Genomic DNA, 18,433 nt, shown 5'->3' on the forward strand with positions numbered 1-18,433 from the left:
ACTTCGCTGGTCGACGCCTGGAAGATCTTGCACTTCAGCCGCTTCGCCAGCCCCAGCATGTTGATCGCGCCGATCACCGAGGTCTTGGTGGTCTGTACCGGATCGTATTGATAATGGATCGGCGAGGCGGGGCAGGCGAGATTGTAGATCTCATCCACCTCGACGTAGAGCGGGAAGCACACGTCGTGGCGCAGGAACTCGAAGCGCGCGTTGCCGTGCAGATGGTCGATGTTGCGCTTGGCGCCGGTGAACAGATTGTCGACGCACAGCACCTCGTCGCCGCGATCGAGCAGCCGGTCGATCAGGTGCGAGCCGAGGAAGCCGGCTCCGCCCGTGACGAGCACGCGCTTGCGCGACTGATAGTTACGCGACATGATCGATGTTACTCCCCTGGACTGACGCGCGCGCCCCCGGCCTCTCGCCGGACGCGTGCTTGTGCCAATGATCCTCCGCGGCGACAAGAAAGCTTTCAGACAAAGCCGGCATGACGCGTCGGACGATGGCCAACCATGGTGGTCAAAGACTAAGGGACGATTGATGCAGCGCATCCCGATCCTCGACGGCTGGCGCGCGCTGAGCATCCTGCTCGTGCTCGCGGGGCATCTGCTGCCGCTCGGGCCGCATCGCTGGGCGCTCAACGGCGCGGCCGCGGCGTCGGGCATGGCGCTGTTCTTCACGCTGTCGGGGTTCCTCATCACCCAGTTCCTGTGGCACCGGCCCGATGTCACCCCCTTCCTGATCCGCCGGCTGTTCCGCATCGTCCCGCTCGCCTGGGCGGCGATGCTGGCGCTCGCGCTGGTGACGCGCGCCGCGTCCGTCGATCTCGCCGCCAATCTCGCCTTCGTCGCCAACCTGCCGCCGACGCATCTGCTGGCGGGGGGCGATCATCTGTGGAGCCTGTGCGTCGAGGTGCAATTCTACCTCGGCGTCGCGCTGCTGGTCGCGCTGGGCGGACGCCGCGCGCTGCTGCTGCTGCCGCTGCTCTGCCTCGCGGTCACCGCGACGCGCGTGGTGCAGCACGCGCCGATCAGCATCTTCACCTGGCAGCGGATCGACGAGATCCTCGCCGGCGCCACGCTCGCGCTGGTCCATGCGCACGCGCCGCGCTGGACCGAGCGCCTCCCCGCCCTGCTGCCGCTGCTGCTGCTGCCGCTGGTGGTCGCCGCCGCGCACGAGGCGAGCGGTGCGCTGCAATATGCCCGGCCCTATCTCGCCGCGGCGGCGGTGGGCTGTTCGATCTATGCCGCGCCCGCCTGGATGCGGCGGCTGTTCGGCTCGGCGCCCGCGCGCTACGTCGCCGAAGTGTCCTACGCGGTCTATGTCTTCCACGTCATGTTCGCGGCGACATGGCTGGGCAGCGGCGGGACGGTGATCCGCTATGCCAAGCGCCCGCTGCTGTTCGCCGCGGTCTTCGCGGCGGCGCATCTCTCCACCTTCCGCTTCGAGCGGCCGATGATCGAGCGCGGCAAGCGGCTCGAGCGCTGGCTGGTGGCTCAGCGCGCGCGCAGCCAGGCGGTGGGGCGCCCGCCGAGCAGTTTGAGGTAGAGCGGGATCTTCCACAGCACGTAGAGCGGCAGCCGCGCCGCCGCCCCCGGCGACAGGAAGGCGCGCCCGACGCGGCGCCACGCCACCAGCAGCGCCACCGCCGCCGCCGCCATCGCCACCGCCAGCACCGCCGCGGGCCAGGCCGAGGCGCCCGCGAGCACCAGCAGCGCGGCGACCAGCAGCGCGGCGAGATCGACCATCAGCAGCAGCGTCAGCGGCGGGATCGCGAGGCTGAGCCCCGCCCAGCCGTCGCGCGCGTCGCCGCGGCGCAGCGCGGACGCCATCGCCGGCAGCGCGCGGCGCAGCGACGTGGCGAGAAAGCCGCCCTCCCAGCGCGTGCGCTGCTGCAGCGTGCCCGCGGCGTTGCTGGCCGCGCTCCACACCGTGGCCTCGCGCACGAACCCCGGCAGCGCGCCGCGCCGCGCCAGATCGAGCCCGAGCGCGAGATCCTCGACGATGTCCGCGGTGGCGAGCGGGGCGTCGCGGAAGATCGGCCAGGGAAAGGCCATGCCCGTGCCCGTCAGATTGGCCCGCCCGGCCAATCGCGCGAGCCCGGTCTGGCGCACCAGATTCTTGATGACGAAGGCGAAATTGGAGACCTGCACCATCGGCGCGGCGGTCAGGTCGGGGGCCAGCAGGTTGACCGCCTGGACCGGGCGCTCGGTCGCGCGCGCCGCCATCGCCGCCAGCGAGGCGCGGTCGGTGGCGCCGTCGGCGTCCAGCACCATCACCACCGCGGGGCGCGACTCGGGGGCACGCGCCGCGAGCGAATCGCGCGCGTGCGCCAGCGCATAGCCCTTGCCGCGGCGCGTCGGATCGTCGCGCCGCACCACCGTCGCGCCCGCCGCCTCGGCGATCGCGGCGGTGTCGTCGCGGCAATTGTCGGCGACGACCAGCAGCTCGAACCCCGCGGGCAGTTCGGGGAGCAGCCGCGCCACCGTCGCCGCGATGATCGGCCCCTCGTCATGCGCGGGCATCACGATCACCGCGCGCGGGCCGGCGGCGGCGGGCGAGGGCGGCGGGGTGAGAGCGGGCGGGGCGGGAGCGGGCGGTGGGACACGCAGGCCCGCGACGACCTCGACCACGAAAGCGAGCGTCAGCGCGACCGGGGGCGCGGCGACGGCGGCCGCTGCCACGGTGGCGACGATTTCAACAGCTGACACCCGCTCTACCCCGCGTCCCGCGCCCGAGCGGCGCCCGCCCGCTGTAGCCCAGCCGGTCGCGACTTTTCCACCGCCATGTCAACGCGCCGCACCGGGCGGGCGACCATGGTGTGCCCTATGTTAACCGAGAAGCGTGCCGTTTTCGTCACCTCCGCCGCGCCAAAGCCGGGGGGCTCGGTTGCGAGGAGGGGTTTTCGCGTTTATGCAACATTCTGCCGGAAAGGGGGCGCCGGTGCCGCTTCGGTATTTGCCCGCTTATCGAGTTCGATACAGGTGAATAGCCAGCATAGTGCGACGTTGGACGCCGCGACCGATCGCGATCGGGTCCGTGGCAGGCGACCGCTTCGATTCCCCGCTCTTCCGCTCACCGGCTGGCTGCTGCTGATCGGCTGCGTCGCGCTGGCGACGCCGACGATGCTGACGGTGGCGCAGTTCAGCTGGTCGACCGAACAGGGTGGGCACGGCCCGCTGGTGCTCGCCACGGGGCTGTGGCTGCTGTGGCGCGAGGCGCCCGCCGCCTGGCCGCTGCGCACGCCCGGGCGGCCCGCGATCGTCTGGTCGCTGCTGTCCTTCTTCCTGCTGTGCTACGTCGCCGCGCGCATCACCGGCATCATCGAGATCGAGGGCTTCGCGTTGTACGGCGCGCTGCTGGTGGCGGGCTATGCGCTGCTCGGCGGCGCGGTGCTGCGGCGGCTGTGGTTCCCGCTCTTCTATCTCGGCTTCGTCTTCCCGCCGCCCGATCAGGTGGTGGCGGTGGTCACCCAGCCGCTCAAGATCGCGATCTCGCAGCAGGCGGTGAACTTGCTGTACGCGCTGGGCTATCCGATCGGCAGCTCGGGCGTGTCGATCCAGATCGCGCAATATGACCTGCTGGTGGCGGCGGCCTGCGCGGGGCTCAACTCGATCATCAGTCTCACCGCGATCTGCCTGTTCTATATCTACGTCCGCCATCAGGCGAACTGGCGCTACGCCGCGTTGTTGATGGTGACGATCCTGCCGATCGCGGTGTTCGCCAACTTCATCCGCGTGATCCTGCTGATCCTCATCACTTATTATTTCGGCGACGCGGCGGCGCAGGGGTTCGCGCACGATTTCGCGGGGCTGGTGATGTTCCTGATGGCGGTGCTCACCATCTTCGCGATCGACGGGATGGCGGCGCCGCTGCGCCGCGCGCTGGGGAATGGCCATGACGACTGACGCGATCGCGCCGCGCCTGCTGGACCGCCGTCGCGCGATCATCGGCGGGGCGTTCCTGCTCACCGCCGGGGTCGCCGCCGCGCGCGTGCCCGGGCATCACATCGACCTGCTGGGCGCGCGCAAGATCGACGCGCTGATCCCGCAGCAGATCGGCTCCTGGTCGTTCCTGTCGAAGAGCGGGCTGGTGGTGCCCCCGGCGGACCAGCTCTCCGACATGCTCTACTCTCAGCTGATCACGCGCGTGTATGTCTCGCCGGACGAGCTGCCGGTGATGATGCTGGTGGCGCAGAGCAGCGGGCAGACGGGTATCCTCCAGGTCCACCGCCCCGAATATTGCTATCCCGCGGGCGGGTTCACGCTCACCGACAAGACCGTCAACGCGATCCCGCTGCCGGGCAGCACGCTCGACGCCATCGTAATGACCGCGCGCGCCGACAACCGTACCGAGCAATTGCTGTACTGGACGCGCGTCGGCAACGACATGCCGCTGACCTGGGCGCAGCAGCGCTGGTCGGTGGCGCGCGCCAATCTGCGCGGCGACGTGCCCGACGCGGTGATGGTGCGGCTGTCGACGCTGACCGAGGATCGCGCCGCGGCGATGCGCGCGCTGTCGTCCTTCACCCGGTCGATGTTCGCCGCGGTGCCCGCCGACGTGCGCCGCGTGCTCGACAGCGGCATGGGGTGATGGGGACGCGCGCCGGCGTCAGGGACGCCGGCTGGGAAGTTCGATCGGCTTCAGGACGAGGAGGATGAAGATCAGGTTCGCCACGATGAGCGCGATCGCGAGCAGGTGATAGCCGCCGTTGCCGAAATAATTGGCGAGCGCGCAGATCACCGCACCGGCGAGATAGGCAAGCATCGAATCCTGCCGCTCGCTGGATACCGATCGTTGCAGAAACAGCACGACAAGGCCGGCGAAAATGGCCAAAGTCACCCAATCGTAAGCAGTTTGCATCCGGCGTCCAATCCTTGACGCCGAACCGGTACATCAAAACCGCGCTTAGTGCTAGGCACGGCGCCGGCAATGAAGAGGGGAATGAGATGTTCAGGCGTGGGACTCTGGTCGCGGTGAGCTCGCTCGCGCTGCTCGCCGCGGGATGTGATCGCAAGCCCACCGGCCAGACCGTGGCGGTGGTGAACGGGGACGAGATCTCGGTCGGCGAACTCAACGCCGAGTTGCAGCAGGCCAACGTGCCGCAGGGCGCCGACCAGAAGCAGGTCCGCACCCAGTTGTTGCAGAACATCATCAGCCGCCGCCTGCTGGCGCAGGACGCGCGCAAGAACGGCGTCGACAAGACGCCCGAGTTCCTCAGCCGCCAGCGCCGCCTGACCGACGAGCTGCTGATCGCGATGAACGCGGAGCGCCAGGCGGGGAGCCAGAAGCTGCCCGATCAGAAGGCGATCGACGATTTCATGGCGGCCAACCCGCAGGCGTTCGCGCAGCGGCAGGTGCTGGCGCTCCAGCAGATCGTGATCGATCCGCCGCAGGATCCCAAGGTGCTCGAGCCGCTCAAGGACGCGCACACGATGGACGCGGTGGCGGCGATGCTGACCAAGCTCAACATCCCCTTCACGCGCACCACCGGCCGGCTCGACACCGCCAGCGTGCCGCCCGAGGTGCTCAAGCGCATCTTCGCGCTGCCCGCGTCCGAGCCGTTCGTGCTGCCCGCCAACGGCAAGCTGTTCGCCAGCGTGATCGTCGGGCGCGAGCCGGTGGCGGCCTCGGCCGACGACATGCGCAAGGCCGCGGTCGCCGCGCTGCGCAAGCAGAACGAGGACAAGAGCCTCAACGATCAGGTCAAGCAGCTGCGCACCAGCGCGAAGATCGAATATCAGCCGGGCTATGCGCCCCCCGCCGGCACCGGTGGCGCCGCGGCCCCCGGCGCGGCCAAGAAGTGAGGCGGGCGGGGCGGCGCGCCGACGCGCCGCCCCGAGCATGTTCATCGTCGCGGAGGCGGCGCGCCCTCGTCATCCCGGCCTCGCGCCGGGATCCATGGGGCCGGACCCAAAAAGGTTTATTGTCGCGGAAGCGGCTTGCCCCGTCATCCCGGGCTTGACCCGGGATCCATCGCGCCGCGAGTGCCGCAGGCGTTGCTCTCGCGAAGAAATGGATCCCGGCGCGAGGCCGGGATGACGGTGGCGGGAAATTGCGCCGGCGCATGCGTCCCGTCAGCGGGAGCGGGCGTCAGGCCCGCGCGCGCTCACTTGTAATAGTCGGCGTAACCCGCGCCATAGCCATAGCCATAGCTGTCCGCGAGCAACCCGCCGTCGAAGCGGTTGAGCACCACGCCCGCGCACGGCGCCTGGTCGAGCACGTGCAGCGCGTCCTTGACCTGCTTCTTGGTCGTGCGCCCCTCCTCGACCACCAGGATGAAGGCGTCGAGCTTGGTGGTGACGATCGTCGCGTCGTCGTTGGCGAAGACCGGCGGCAGGTCGCACAGGAACAGCGAGGGCGCGGTGCAGGCGCGCATCGCCGCGACCGTGCGATCCATCCGCTCGGACGCGAGCAGCTCGGCCGAATGCGCCGGCGCGCGATCGGTCGGCAGGATCACCAGCCGCTCGCCCTGCGGGTGCCACGCCAGCGAGCGCAGCGACTCGACCTCGCCCTCGAGATAATGGCGCATGCCCGCCTCGACCGGCTGGCCGAAATTGTGCGCGATCGAGCCGCGCCGCAGGTCGAGGTCGACCAGATAGGTGTCGAGCCCCGGGGTGCGCGACAGTGCCGCGGCGAGGTTGGTGGCGCAGAAGGACTTGCCGACCGCGGGCGTCGCCGAGACGATGCCGAAGAGACGCCAGCCCTTGTGCCGGTTCAGCTTGAGCAGCCGCGACCGCAGCATGTTGAACGGGCGCGAGCGCACGTCGCGGCTGTCGAAGCCGTAGATGCCGCGCTGCTTGGCCTCGGCGCTGCTCCAGCCGAACTCGGTCGACTGGTCGAGCGTCGGCATGGTCTCGGCCGCGAGCGGCGTGGCCTGGGACGTGGACATCGGGATCGCCTTGAGCATGTCGGTCATCTTCACAGCGCCGCGCCCGACGCGGGGTCGGCGGCGAGGGACGGTTTGCGGCGGAAGCGCAGCGCGGGCAGCCAGCGGCGCCGCTTCTGCCCGGGGCCGAGATCGGGCGTGAAGGTGGGCACCACCGTCAGCGTCTCCAGCCCCAGCGCCTTGAGCTGGTCGACCCCGCGGATCGGGCGCAACAGGAACTCGAGCCCGAGCGCGAGCACGATGCCCAGCCCCAGCCCGCCCGCGATCCCGCCGCCGATCAGCAGCAGGCGGTTGGGCGACACCGGCTTGTCGGGCGCGGCCGGGGGATCGACCACGGTGAGCCGCTCGCCCTTCTGCTCCTGCGCCATCCGCGCCGAATTCTGCGCGCGCAGCACGTTGCCCGTGATGTCCTTGAGCTGGTCGCGCAGCCCGTTGGCGCGCGACTCGAGCTGGCTCACCTGCTCCAGCACCACCGGCGCGCGCGACGAGGCGGCCATGCTCGCCGAGGTGCGCGCATTGTCGCTGGCGCGGAACTGCTCCAGCTGCGCGATCTGCGCGTTGTTCGCCTGGATCTGGCTCTGGATCAGCGCGCTGTCGGACGACGCGCCCTGCGAGGCGGAGATCTCCTGCGCCTGCGCCAGCCGCGCCTTGGCGCGCACCACGTCGGGGTGGCTCTCGTTGAACACCGCGCGCGCCGCGACCAGCGCCGCCTCGGCCTGCTGCACCAGCGGGTCCTTGCCGCCGCTGCGCCGCGACTGCGCCAGCAGCGAGCGATTCTCGCTCTGGAGCTGGGCGATCTGCGAGCTGTAGGTGCTCGCGTTCGACGGCAGCACCAGCCCGCCGGTGGCGAGCGCGCTGCCGTTGCGCGCCTTCAGCGCGGTGATCTGGCCCTCGATCTGGCCGATCTGCTCCTGCAGCTTGCGCGACTGGTCCTGCAGGAAGTCGACCGTGTTGGTCGCCTGCGCCGCCATGCTGGTCGCGTCGATCTCGAGGAAGCGGCTGACGATGCTCTGCATCACCGCCTGCGCCTTGCCGGGATCGGCGTAATCGAAGCTCATCGTGAAGGCGATGGTGCTGGTGCCGCCGGCCTGCGCCTGCTGGCCCTGGCCGATGTCACCGCTGACCGCCTTGACCTCGGTGGCCTTCTGCATCGTCGCGACGATGTCGGACAGCGGCTTGGAGCGGCGCTCCTTCTCGTACAGGCCGTTCTGCTCGATCAGTTCGATCAGGTCGCCGCGGCTGAGCACCTGCTCGCGGATCTTGGCGATGCGCTGGTCGATGATCTGGGTGAGCGGCGAGCTGACCAGCGTGGAGGGCAGTTCCTGCGACTCGACCAGCAACGTCGCCGACGAGCGGTACATCGGCGGCAGCAGCAGCGCGAGCGCCACCCCGATCGTCGACAGCACCACGAAGGGCACGACGATCAGCCAGCGGCGCTGCCACAGGATGGTCGGGATATAGCCGAAGAAGCCGCCGCCCGACTGTTCGTCTTCCGTATCGAGGTCACTCACCGCGTATCGCCCCATCTCACTCGCACGAACGCCTTCACGTTCAGGTCGGACACCGCGCCGCGATCGCTGCCGGTCGCGCGGCGATAGCCGCCCGCGACTCCGCCGAAGAGTCGCCGCGAGAAGCCACGTTCGTAGCTTGCCCCACCAGTGATGAAGGAGGCGTTGCGAGCCTGCGGCAAATCAGAGGTTTCCTGCACGCGCGAGAAATCGAGCGAGGCGCGCAGCACGTCGTTCTCGCGGACCAGATACGAATAGTCCGCGCCGACGCCCTGGCGCTTCGACACGTCGCCGAAGCCGGTGGGCTGCGCGTCCGCATAGGCGCGCAGACAGGCGTTGGTGCGCTGGCTCGACTTGCAGGCCAGCACATTGCCCGACAGTCCGGTCGATTTCACCGTGCCCGCGGGGGTGCGCGAGGTGATGAACAGCGCGCCGACCGCGGCGGTGACCGAGACCGTCTCGCTGAGCGAGTGGGTGACGGTGACCTGCGGCTGATAGAAGGACCCCGAATTGCCCTGGCGGCCGAAATCGCTCCACGAGCCCGAGCCCTGGAGGCCGACGCTGGTGCGCGCCGAGACCGCGTGCGACCAGCCGAGCGTCGCCGAGGTGGTGCGCGACGAGGTCAGCAGCCCGGTATCGCCGTAGTTGATCTGGACCGCGCGCCCCTCGGCGTTGATCGTGTCGCGCTGGCTGATGCGCAGGTCGCCACCCACCGCCGCGGTGATGCTCTCCTGGCGCTGGCGCAGGCCGAGCAGCGCGATATCGGGCGTGCCGGGATCGATCGGCACGCTGGGATCGAGCACGCCGACCAGCCCGTAGCTCGCCTGGCCGAGGATCGAGCTCTCATAGCCGACGCTGGCATGGCCGGCGAGGGTCTCGCTGAGCTGGCGCCGCGCGCTCGCCTCCGCGCCATAGGCGTCGGCCGAATCGTAGCGGTTGAAGTAATCGGTGCGGCGATAGAAAGCGCGCAGCGCCGCGTCGCCCTTCTCGTCGACCTGGATGAGCTGCGGCGTGATCGACAGCTCGCTGAACGCGCTGCCGCGATCGTCGCCGTCGATCAGGAAGGGGTTGGTGGAATAGCCCAGCCCGGCCTGACCGTCGACGATCAGGCGGGTGGACTGGGCGGTGGCGAGCGTGGTCGGCAGCGCGATCAGCGCGGCGCCGAGCGGCAGCGCGACACCGAGGCGCAGGCAGCGGATCGCGCGCCTCACGGGACGATGACCGTGTCGCCGCCGCGCACCTGCGGGATCGACTCGCCCGACAGGTCGCCGGTCGAGCCCTTCATCAGGTCGCTCAGCCGGACGCGGATCGCCTGGCTGCCGGTCTGGGTCTTGCGGATGATGACGACGTTGCCGAGCTGCGCGAACTCGGTCGGGCCGCCCGCGAAGCTGAGCGCCTCGATCACGTTGACATAGCGGCCGGGGGTGAAGGAGCCGGGCGAGCGCACCTTGCCCAGCACCGAGAATTGCAGCCCCGACGGGGTCTTCACCGACACGGTCACCTGCGGCACCGCGGTGCGATACTGCGACTCGAGCCCCTTGGTGATGCGCGCCTCGATCTCGCTGGGCAGCGCGTTGAGCGCGTCCACCTTGCCCACCAGCGGGAAGGAGAAGGTGCCGTCGGGCAGGACGCGGACGGTGCGCTGCAACCGCTCCTCGCCCCAGACGAAGATGTCGAGCTCGTCACCGGGGTTGATGCGATAGGCGGCGAGCGGGGCGGCGGCGCCCGTCGCGGCCGACTGGGCCAGCGCCGGCGCGGCGGTCGACAGCGCCAACGCCACGGCTGCCGCCGACCAAAGCTTCATGATCATCCCTCAACCCCCCAATTACTCGCGGCCTGATCCACACATCGATCCGCACACGCTACGAGTTTAATTGCTCGACTGTCTCATATCGAGTATCGCCGGCACCGTCAGCCGCCCTTATCGCATTTTCCTCAAGAAGTACGCACGAGATTGTTGAGTATGTGCAGCATTCTGGTGCGTGTGTGGCGCGAAGGCGCGCCGATGACGCTGATCGCCTTGGCGGCGCTGGCGGGTTGTCGCCCGCCGGAACAGCGCGCAGCGCAATTCGCCGCGCAATATGAGGCCGCGATGGCCAATAATGATCCCTGGCACGCGCGTCAGGCGATGCTGCGCGCGGTGCAGATCGACGACGCCAACGCGCAATATTGGACCGCGCTCGGCCGCGTCCAGCTCACGATGGGCGACTATTCGGGCGCGTTCGGCGCCTTCACGCGCGCCAACGAACTCGACCGTTCCGACGCGGTGGTGCTCCAGGCGCTGGCGGACCTGTCCGCGCTGAGCGGGCGCGTCGAGGATGCGCGACGCTTCGCCAATCAGGTGCTGCTGCTCCAGCCGAGCGATCCCGCGCCCCAGGCGACGCTCGGCTTCGTCGCGCTGCACGAGCGCGATTATGCCGGCGCGCTCCAGCGCGCCGACGCGGTGCTGGCGTCGCGCCCGACCGATTCGAACGCCACGGTGCTCAAGGCGCGCGCGCTCGCCTCCTCGGGCGAGCAGGACCAGGCGCTGGCGCTGCTCGACCGCTATGTCGCCGATCACCCCGCCGATGCGCCCTCGCTGGAGACGCTCGCGACGATCGCGGCGCGGTTCGACCGGCTCGCCCCGCTCGCGGTCGCGCGCGAGAAGCTGCTGGCGCTGCGCCCGCGCGACGCCGCGCTGCGCGTGGGCTATGCCGACACGCTCTATCGACTGGGGCGGCGCGACCGCGCGCGCGCGCTGACCGAGCAGATGGTCGCGGGAGATCATGGCGGCGCGCTGATCGACGTCCTCGCGCTGTGGCGCCGCTACGAACCGCGCGAATGGGGCGTGGCGCGCGCGCGCGCGCTGGCGCCCCGCGCCAGCGTCGCGGACCGGCTGCGCTACGCCTATTTCCTGATGCTGTCGGGCGAGGCGGACGAGGCCGAGGCGCTGGTCGCGCCGCTCGCCCGCCCGCCCGTCACCGCCGCCAACGCCTCGGCGCTGGCGCTGCTGGCGCAGACCCGCGCGGCACAGGGGCAGGATCGCGCCGCCGAGACGCTGCTCGACCAGGTGCTCGCCTTCGACCGCAGCAATGTGGTGGCGCTGCGCGCGCGCGCCGATTTGTATCTGCGCACCGGGCGCGGGCGGCAGGCCGTGTTCGACGCGCAGCGGCTGGTCGCCGAGAAGCCGCGCGCCGCGGACGATCGCGTCCGGCTGGCGCGCGCCTACCAGCAGGCGGGCCAGCCGCAGCTCGCCGAGAACGCGCTGCGCGGCGGCTTGCAGGACATTCCGGCCGACCCGCTGCTGCGCGATCATCTGCGCCTATTCCTCGTCGCCGCGGGCCGGCGCGACGACGTCGCCGCGCTGGATCAACAATTTGTTGAGCAGCAACGGTTAGCGCGGGCACAATGGTGACCGGACTTCGGTTGATGCAGCGGCGGGGCAGGTGCGGGTGGCGACGGTAGTGCCAGCGACCAAGATCAGGCGATTCACGTCGAACGTGATCCCGACGTTGATCTTCGTCGTCGACGTGCTGTGCCTGTTGCTCAGCATGCCCGCGGCGCTGATCTCCTATCAGGTCACGGTGGGGCAGGGGGTCGTCCCCGGGGTCCATACCGCGGCGGCGTTCATCGCCGGGGTCGCCTTCATCCTGATTCGCCAGTCGCGCGGCGTCTATAGCCAGTCGCTCGCGATGCTGCGGTCGAGCGACGCCGCGGTGGCGCTCGACTATATCTTCGCCGCTCTGCTGAGCAGTGCGATCGTCTGGCAGTTCGGGCTGGTCGATGAATTCTCGCGCGGGCTGACGCTCGCTTACGTCGGCTGGTCGGTGGGATCGCTGCTGCTGTCGCGCTTCGTGCTGCGCGCCTTGCTCCACCGGCTGGCGCGCAGCGGGCGGATCCGCCAGCGCGTCGTGATCTATGGCGCCGACACCGGGATCGTCGAGCAGACCTGCCGCATGCTCGACCTGCAGGCGCTGCCGCAGCTGCTGCTGGTCGGCGTGGCGGACGATTATGCGCGGCGCGAGCGCGACGAGACCGTGGGCGACCTGCCCTTCATCGGCGGCTTCTCCGAGCTGCTGACGCTGGCGCGCGACGGCGAGGTGGATCAGGTGCTGATCTCGCTGGCCGAGATGAAGCGCGACCGACTCGACCTCATCATCGAGAAGCTGAGCGAGGTGGCGATCGACATCTCGCTGATCCCGCGCGAGGCGGTGGCGCTGGCGCCCGACTATCGCGTCAATTTCGTCGGCTCGATCCCGGTGCTGACGCTGTGGCAGCGCCCGATGCGCGACGGCGACACGTTGCTCAAGGACGCCGAGGACCTCATCATCGCCGGACTGGCGCTGATCTTCCTGTCCCCGCTGCTGCTCGTCACCGCGATCGCGATCAAGGCGAGCAGCCGCGGCCCGGTGCTGTTCAAGCAGCCGCGCTTCGGTTTCAACAACCGCGAGATCATGGTCTACAAGTTCCGGTCGATGTACGTCGACCGGCAGGACGTGTCGGGGGCGGAGCGGACGCGCAAGGGCGACCCGCGCGTCACCCCGGTCGGCCGGCTCATCCGCAAGCTCAGCATCGACGAGCTGCCGCAGATCTGGAACGTCCTGCGCGGCGAGATGTCGATCGTCGGCCCGCGCCCGCACGCCACCCATATGAAGGTAGGCGACCATTATTATTTCGACGCGGTGAAGGGCTATGCCGCGCGCCACCGCGTCAAGCCGGGCATCACCGGACTGGCGCAGGTGCGCGGGCTGCGCGGCGAGATCCAGACGATCGATCGCGCCAAGCGGCGGGTCGAGCTGGACCGCTATTACATCGATCATTGGTCGCTCACGCTCGACCTCAAGATCATCGTGCAGACGGTGGTCAATCTGCTGTTCGACAAGAATGCCTATTGAGCCGCGCGCGCGGCGCGACTTCCTCGGCCTGGCGTTCGATCCGCTCGACACCGACGCGGCGCTCCGCTGGCTCGACTCGGTCGAGCCCGGGCATTGCTTCGTCTATGTCGTCACCCCCAACGTCGACCATCTGGTGCGGCTCGACACGCTGGGGCGCGCGGACCCGCTCGGCGCCGCGCTGTGGCAGGCCTATGAGCGCGCGACGCTGGTGCTGTGCGACAGCCGCATCCTGGCGCGACTCGCGCGCTGGTGCGGGGTCACGCTGCCGCTCGCGCCGGGCAGCGACCTCACCGCGCGATTGCTCGACGAGGTGGCGCGCGATGGCGACCGGATCGCGCTGATCGGCGGCGACGCCCCGCTGCTCGCCGCGCTGGAGCAGCGCTATCCGCTGCTGCGCTTCGTCCAGCACCTGCCGCCGATGGGACTGATCCGCGACGAGGCCGCGCTCGACGCGGCGGCGGCGTTCGGGCGCGACTCGGCGGCGCGCTTCCTCCTGATCGCGGTCGGTTCGCCGCAGCAGGAGGTCGTCGCGGCGCGAATCGCGGCCTTGGGCGGGGCGCGCGGCGCGGCGCTGTGCATCGGCGCGTCGCTCGATTTCATCACCGGGCGCCAGCGGCGCGCGCCGGTGCTGGTGCAGCGGCTCGGGCTCGAATGGGCGCACCGGCTGGGCTCGCAGCCGCGCCGGCTCTGGCGGCGCTATCTCGTGGAAGGGCCGCGGATCTTTCGGATGGCGGCGCGGTGGCGGCGGGAGCGTCAGGGCGCGGTGCCGCGCTGATCGTGGACGATCGCTGGCACCCCGGTATCGGCGATCCCACCGCGATCGGCTGGATCACCGTTTTTTTCTACGTCGCGGCCGCGGTGCTGTGCGGGGCAGCCGCCCGGCGCGACTCGAGTCGCGCACCGCCGCCGCGTTTCTGGGAAGGGCTCGCCGCCATCCTGTTGCTGCTGGCGGTCAATAAACAGCTCGATCTTCAATCACTTCTTACCCAAGTCGTGCGCGACTGGACCAAGGCGCACGGCTGGTACGAGCGGCGACGTGAGCTTCAGGCTGCGTTCATCTTCGCAGTTGCGGCAATCGGCTTCGCGGCTCTGCTCGTCGTGCCTTCTATCATCCGGCGCCAAGAGATGCCACGTCGGATCGCCTTGGCCGGGTTGATCTTCCTGTATTGCTTCATCCTGGTCCGCGCTTCGTCGTTCCATCATGTCGACTGGGCGCTCGGCGTGACCTTGCTGTCGGTGCGGGTCAATTGGTTGCTTGAGATCGGTGGCATCGTCATCGTCGCTCTTGGGGCATTACTAGTAATGTTGCGGCGTGTTGCCGCGCGATGACTGTCTGTTCTTAATTGTTAACGGCTGTTCATCCGAGTCGCGCCGGCTGAGCGGAGGGGCCGAACTGGACCCGTTTGGATTAGTTCCCTGCCTCGTCAGTCCCGAAAAAGGAAAAAGCGGTCGTTGCGACGCTGCCTATTTACCGCTTGAAGCGTGACGTCGCGGTGGCGTTGAGCCCAGCCGACAGTTGTTACAATCGTGGGCTGTCCCGAAACAGTGCGCCGGTCCTCATTTTGGTGATGGTTTAGTTTCCGTAAACGGCTATCTGACGAATCAGTGGCGGGTCGAGGAAGGGCCGCTCCAAGCGTCCGGGTCGTGGTGTTTCAGGGATCAAAGGGAGTTATCCGCATGAAGAGCTTTATCGCATCCGCTTTCGTCGCCGGCGCCTTCGCCGTCGCCACCCCGGCCACTGCGGCCACCACCATCGGGCTGACCCAGTCGGCCGACGGCACCTACTCGGGCACCACCGGCACGGTGATCCCGGCCGCCGGCAGCTTCAGCGACGAGTATCACTTCGCCGTTCCGACCGCCGGCTCGGTCAGCGCGAGCGTGATCTCGCTGTCGTTCACCGGTGGCCTCACGCTGGCCTCGGGCACGCTCAACGGCTCGGCGCTGACGCTGACCAAGGTGAGCGACTTCGTGTACACGCTGACCCTGCCGACCGCGGGCATCCCCTCGATCACCAACCCGCAGAAGCTGGTGATCAACGGCAGCTCGCAGGGTGGCGGCAGCTACACCGCGAACGTGACCTTCGCCGCGGTGCCGGAGCCCGCCACCTGGGCGCTGATGATCCTCGGCTTCGGCGTCGTCGGCTACGCGCTGCGTCGCCGCCCGTCGGTGCGCTTCGCGCAGGCGATCTGATCTGGCGGCGTGCGGCGGCCCGCCGGGCCGCCCGCGCCTCCCGGTCCCGGGACGTTGAGACGGCGGTCGCTCTGCGGAGCGGCCGCCGTTCTCGTGCGTGCCGGGTCGATCACCCGCTTGACCCGCCCGCCGCACTGTTCGACAGCACGGCGAGCGAGCGCCGGCACGCGGCGGGAGGCGGCGAGGCGGTGGTGCGGCGATGATCGGGCGATGGTGGCGCCGCGAGCGGCAAGCGCGCTATGTGCTGCCACCCGGTCTGCGCGCCTATGCGGTGGGCGACGTCCATGGCCGCGCCGACCTGCTCGCGCCGATGCTCGACTGGATCCGTGAGGACAGCGCCGCGCGCGGCGGCTATCCCGAGGTCCATGTCGTCTTTCTCGGCGATCTGATCGATCGCGGCCCGGGCTCGGCCGCGGTCATCAGCATGTTGGCCAGCGGGCGCGGCGCCTTCGGTGAGCGTCACTTCATCCGCGGCAATCACGAACAGACCCTGCTCGACATCCTCGACGGCGACTGGGCGCGCGCGGACGACTGGCTCGCGGTCGGCGGGGCGGAGACGTTGCTGAGCTACGGAGTCGACCCAGCGCTCTTCCTGCGCGACCCCGAGGCGTTCCGCCGCGCGATGCGCGACTCGATCCCGGGGCTCCATGTCGCGTTCCTGCGCCGGATGGAGCGGTGGCTCCGGCTCGGCGATTATCTGTTCGTCCATGCCGGGATCCGCCCGCGCGTCGCGCTGGAGGAGCAGAGCGACCGTGACCTGCGCTGGATCCGGGGTGATTTCCTCGACAGCCGCGTCGATCACGGGATGATGGTGGTCCACGGTCACACGATCAGCGCGCGCGCCGAGTTCCGCGCCAACCGGATCGGCATCGACACCGGCGCTTACGCCTCGAACCGACTCACCGTGCTGGGGCTGGAGGAGGATCGCCGCTGGCTGCTCACCAGCCGGCTCGACTGATCGCTCAGAAGGGGCGCTCGCCCAGGTAATTGCCCGCGTTCTTGTAGCGGCAGACGAGCACGTCCTCCTCGCGCCCGCGCGCCACCGCGCAGCCCACCTCGAGCGTGTCGCGCCACATCAGCTGGGTGTAATGGCCGACATCGTCGACCCGCCCGGTCACGCTGTTGTACGGGAAGACGCCGGGGCGGAAGAAGCGCTTCTCGCGGATCCAGCCATTGACCATCGCCTCGGGCGAGAAATAGCCGCGCGTGCCCGCCCAGAGATTCTCGCCCTCGGGGTCGTAATGCCGCTCCGGCGCGTGTTCGAACCGCCCGGTGCTGGCGAGATAATCCGCCCAGCGTTGCGCCGACTGGACCAGCTCGCGGTTCCAGCGCAGCGCCGGGACGCCGATCGTCGCGCGCTCGTGATTGTGCGCCGCCAGCACGCGCGCGTCGAAGGTCTGCGAGAAGCTCGCCGCGCCGCTCAGCAGCGGGGCGACCAGCACCGCGGCGACGGCGGCGAGCAGCTTGCGAGGCGCGCGGGTGCGCGGCATGTCCCGAACCCTTCCTGATCCACGTTCCAGGAGGGCGATGTAACCGGCGGGCGCTTGCCAGCGCGTCGACAGACGTGGTTTACGGGCAGTAAGCTATGTTTACGCCGCGATCGTGACGAGGTCGCCGCGCGCGCTCGCGTCGAACAGCCGCCGCGCGAATGCCTCGGGCACGCCGACGCAGCCATGCGTGGCGAAGCCGCGCCGCACCGCGCTGGCATGGATCGCGACACCGTCGTTGGTGAGCCGCAGCATGTACGGCATCTCGGCGTCGTAGAGCGACGAACGGTGCCGCCGCGCGCGCGCCAGGATCGGGAAGGTGCCGGTCGGCGTCGGCTTGTGGTCGGTGCCGTACAGGATCACCGCGGTGCCGATCTCGTGCCCGCCGCGGAACACCGAGACGATCTGGCGGCCGAGGTCGACGCGGATGCGCGTGTCGCCCGCGGGGACGCCGATGTCGTTCCACACGAAATCGCCGAACTTCATCGGGCGGTCGACGCGCAGCAGGCTGTGTACCCGCAGCGCTGGCCCCCCCGGCGTGCTCAGCGCGGGTTCGCCGCCCGCGGGATAATGGACGCGCGTGCCGAAGGTGCCGATCGTGGTCGCGGGCGCGGTGGAGCGGACGACCGCCGGCGCCGGGCGCGGATCGGATCGCGGCACGAGCAGCAGCGCGGCGCCCGCGGCGCCCACCACCGCGGCGCCCACCGACAGCGCCGCCCCGGCGAAACGGGTCATGCGGTGGGGGAGGGCTCCACGCTGCGCCGCCGCGCGACGCGGCGCAGCGCCCCGCCGATCAAAGCGAAGCCGAGGATCATCGTCATCCAGGTCGCGGGCTCGGGCACCGCGGGGGTCGGCGGGGGCGTGCCATCATCGCCGCCACCACCGCCGCCGCCACCGCCACCACCGCCCCCGCCGCCGGGAACGAAGGGGGTGACCGGGTTGAAGCCGCCGCCGCCCGGCGGCAGCGGGCCGAGCGCGGTCGGAGTCAGCGGCAGGTCGCCGACCGGCACGCCGGGGCCGAACGCCAGCGGCGTGTCGGGCAAGCCGACGAAGGGCGGCGCCCAGCCGATGCTCGGCCGCTCGCGGACGTTGCTGAGCACGCGCTCGCGCGGCGCCGAGGGCAGCGGCACGCGCGGCCGACCGGCGACCCGCTCGCGCGGCGGCTTGGTGGTGAACATCGCGCCGGCCTCACGCCCGCCCGGCGAGCGCGCGCCGAGGATCGCGCCGGGGTCGGGCGCGTCGACCAGATGCGCTACCGTCGCCGAGGCGTCCGCGATGCCGAACCCGCCGATGGTGCCGCCCATGCCGGCATAGCCGCCGACCGTGGCGACGCCCACCAGACCGCCCACGACGGCGCGGCCGAGCGAGAATTGCCACAGGAGCGTGATCGGGCGACGCCAATTATTCATCGATGAGACCAACCCTGTTTCCGACCGGGCAACGGTCAAGGAAGCGCGATGATCCATCTGGACCAGCGCACCGCGACGA

Annotated in this window: 20 protein-coding genes; 10 read left to right on the forward strand and 10 right to left on the reverse strand. The window is 70.0% G+C overall.

Annotated features, from left to right (window positions below; genetic code table 11):
• Positions 1 to 374 (reverse strand): GDP-mannose 4,6-dehydratase (locus EV292_RS15110; RefSeq protein WP_132910078.1); only part of this gene is annotated, 374 nt, incomplete at its 3' end.
• 163 nt (positions 375 to 537) lie between these two features.
• Here EV292_RS15110 and EV292_RS15115 point away from each other — a divergent pair.
• Positions 538 to 1,545, forward strand: a complete 1,008-nt coding sequence (locus EV292_RS15115) for an acyltransferase (protein ID WP_132910079.1) — start codon at positions 538 to 540, stop codon at positions 1,543 to 1,545.
• On the opposite strand, the gene EV292_RS15120 is transcribed toward EV292_RS15115, so the two are convergent.
• Positions 1,494 to 2,708 carry a glycosyltransferase family 2 protein gene (locus tag EV292_RS15120; RefSeq protein WP_243693799.1) on the reverse strand — a complete coding sequence of 405 codons (1,215 nt, stop codon included), beginning with the start codon at positions 2,706 to 2,708 and terminating at the stop codon, positions 1,494 to 1,496. The two genes, EV292_RS15115 and EV292_RS15120, sit on opposite strands and share 52 nt — an antisense overlap.
• Positions 2,709 to 3,005: 297 nt before the next feature.
• Between EV292_RS15120 and xrtV the strand changes: the two genes are divergently transcribed.
• Positions 3,006 to 3,905, forward strand: a complete 900-nt coding sequence (gene xrtV / locus EV292_RS15125; protein WP_165927132.1) for an exosortase V — start codon at positions 3,006 to 3,008, stop codon at positions 3,903 to 3,905.
• Positions 3,895 to 4,590, forward strand: a complete 696-nt coding sequence (gene epsI / locus EV292_RS15130; protein WP_165927133.1) for an exosortase-associated protein EpsI, V-type — start codon at positions 3,895 to 3,897, stop codon at positions 4,588 to 4,590. Before xrtV ends, epsI begins: the two co-directional genes overlap by 11 nt.
• Before the next feature lie 18 nt (positions 4,591 to 4,608).
• Here epsI and EV292_RS15135 read toward each other — a convergent pair whose 3' ends face one another.
• Positions 4,609 to 4,860: an XrtV sorting system accessory protein gene (locus EV292_RS15135; RefSeq protein ID WP_132910082.1), complete on the reverse strand. Its 252-nt coding sequence runs from the start codon at positions 4,858 to 4,860 to the stop codon at positions 4,609 to 4,611.
• Positions 4,861 to 4,946: 86 nt separating this feature from the next.
• Between EV292_RS15135 and EV292_RS15140 the strand changes: the two genes are divergently transcribed.
• Complete coding sequence (locus tag EV292_RS15140; RefSeq protein ID WP_132910083.1) at positions 4,947 to 5,804, forward strand: SurA N-terminal domain-containing protein; 858 nt, start codon at positions 4,947 to 4,949, stop codon at positions 5,802 to 5,804.
• A gap of 302 nt (positions 5,805 to 6,106) precedes the next feature.
• On the opposite strand, the gene EV292_RS15145 is transcribed toward EV292_RS15140, so the two are convergent.
• Genes EV292_RS15145 through EV292_RS15160 form a run of 4 tightly spaced genes read right to left on the reverse strand, consistent with a single transcriptional unit; the run spans position 6,107 to position 10,204 of the window.
• Positions 6,107 to 6,889, reverse strand: coding sequence for a CpsD/CapB family tyrosine-protein kinase (locus tag EV292_RS15145; RefSeq protein ID WP_165927134.1), 783 nt, complete (start codon positions 6,887 to 6,889; stop codon positions 6,107 to 6,109).
• Positions 6,890 to 6,918: 29 nt separating this feature from the next.
• Positions 6,919 to 8,397, reverse strand: a complete 1,479-nt coding sequence (locus EV292_RS15150) for a Wzz/FepE/Etk N-terminal domain-containing protein (RefSeq protein WP_165927135.1) — start codon at positions 8,395 to 8,397, stop codon at positions 6,919 to 6,921.
• On the reverse strand, positions 8,394 to 9,605 hold the full coding sequence (locus EV292_RS15155; RefSeq protein WP_132910086.1) for a hypothetical protein: 1,212 nt from the start codon (positions 9,603 to 9,605) through the stop codon (positions 8,394 to 8,396). The genes EV292_RS15150 and EV292_RS15155 overlap by 4 nt, the downstream gene beginning before the upstream one ends.
• On the reverse strand, positions 9,602 to 10,204 hold the full coding sequence (locus EV292_RS15160) for a polysaccharide biosynthesis/export family protein (protein WP_243693800.1): 603 nt from the start codon (positions 10,202 to 10,204) through the stop codon (positions 9,602 to 9,604). Before EV292_RS15160 ends, EV292_RS15155 begins: the two co-directional genes overlap by 4 nt.
• Positions 10,205 to 10,399: 195 nt before the next feature.
• Here EV292_RS15160 and EV292_RS15165 point away from each other — a divergent pair, with 195 nt between their 5' ends.
• The 6 genes from EV292_RS15165 (at position 10,400) to EV292_RS15190 (ending at position 16,416) form a co-directional block, all read left to right on the forward strand.
• Positions 10,400 to 11,788, forward strand: a complete 1,389-nt coding sequence (locus tag EV292_RS15165) for a tetratricopeptide repeat protein (protein ID WP_165927136.1) — start codon at positions 10,400 to 10,402, stop codon at positions 11,786 to 11,788.
• 37 nt (positions 11,789 to 11,825) lie between these two features.
• Positions 11,826 to 13,268 (forward strand): undecaprenyl-phosphate glucose phosphotransferase, encoded by a 1,443-nt coding sequence (locus EV292_RS15170; protein ID WP_243693801.1) that lies wholly within the window; start codon positions 11,826 to 11,828, stop codon positions 13,266 to 13,268.
• Entirely contained in the window at positions 13,258 to 14,043 is a 786-nt protein-coding gene (locus EV292_RS15175) for a WecB/TagA/CpsF family glycosyltransferase (RefSeq protein WP_132910088.1), read from the forward strand. The genes EV292_RS15170 and EV292_RS15175 overlap by 11 nt, the downstream gene beginning before the upstream one ends.
• Positions 14,044 to 14,045: 2 nt before the next feature.
• Positions 14,046 to 14,597 (forward strand): hypothetical protein, encoded by a 552-nt coding sequence (locus tag EV292_RS15180; RefSeq protein WP_132910089.1) that lies wholly within the window; start codon positions 14,046 to 14,048, stop codon positions 14,595 to 14,597.
• 348 nt (positions 14,598 to 14,945) lie between these two features.
• Positions 14,946 to 15,458 (forward strand): FxDxF family PEP-CTERM protein, encoded by a 513-nt coding sequence (locus EV292_RS15185; RefSeq protein ID WP_132910090.1) that lies wholly within the window; start codon positions 14,946 to 14,948, stop codon positions 15,456 to 15,458.
• Positions 15,459 to 15,657: 199 nt separating this feature from the next.
• The gene (locus EV292_RS15190; RefSeq protein ID WP_132910091.1) at positions 15,658 to 16,416 is read left to right on the forward strand and encodes a metallophosphoesterase family protein; all 759 of its coding nucleotides are present in this window, start codon (positions 15,658 to 15,660) and stop codon (positions 16,414 to 16,416) included.
• A 4-nt stretch (positions 16,417 to 16,420) separates the two neighbouring features.
• Here EV292_RS15190 and EV292_RS15195 read toward each other — a convergent pair whose 3' ends face one another.
• The 3 genes from EV292_RS15195 to EV292_RS15205 form a co-directional block, all read right to left on the reverse strand.
• Positions 16,421 to 16,948: a CAP domain-containing protein gene (locus EV292_RS15195; protein ID WP_132910092.1), complete on the reverse strand. Its 528-nt coding sequence runs from the start codon at positions 16,946 to 16,948 to the stop codon at positions 16,421 to 16,423.
• Between the two features lie 99 nt (positions 16,949 to 17,047).
• On the reverse strand, positions 17,048 to 17,680 hold the full coding sequence (locus EV292_RS15200; RefSeq protein ID WP_132910093.1) for a L,D-transpeptidase family protein: 633 nt from the start codon (positions 17,678 to 17,680) through the stop codon (positions 17,048 to 17,050).
• Positions 17,677 to 18,354 (reverse strand): PEPxxWA-CTERM sorting domain-containing protein, encoded by a 678-nt coding sequence (locus EV292_RS15205; RefSeq protein WP_132910094.1) that lies wholly within the window; start codon positions 18,352 to 18,354, stop codon positions 17,677 to 17,679. Before EV292_RS15205 ends, EV292_RS15200 begins: the two co-directional genes overlap by 4 nt.
• Between the last annotated feature and the right edge of the window lie 79 nt (positions 18,355 to 18,433).

Origin of the sequence: Sphingomonas sp. BK235 (assembly GCF_004345855.1) — a bacterium.
In the GTDB taxonomy this organism is placed as follows: domain Bacteria; phylum Pseudomonadota; class Alphaproteobacteria; order Sphingomonadales; family Sphingomonadaceae; genus Sphingomonas.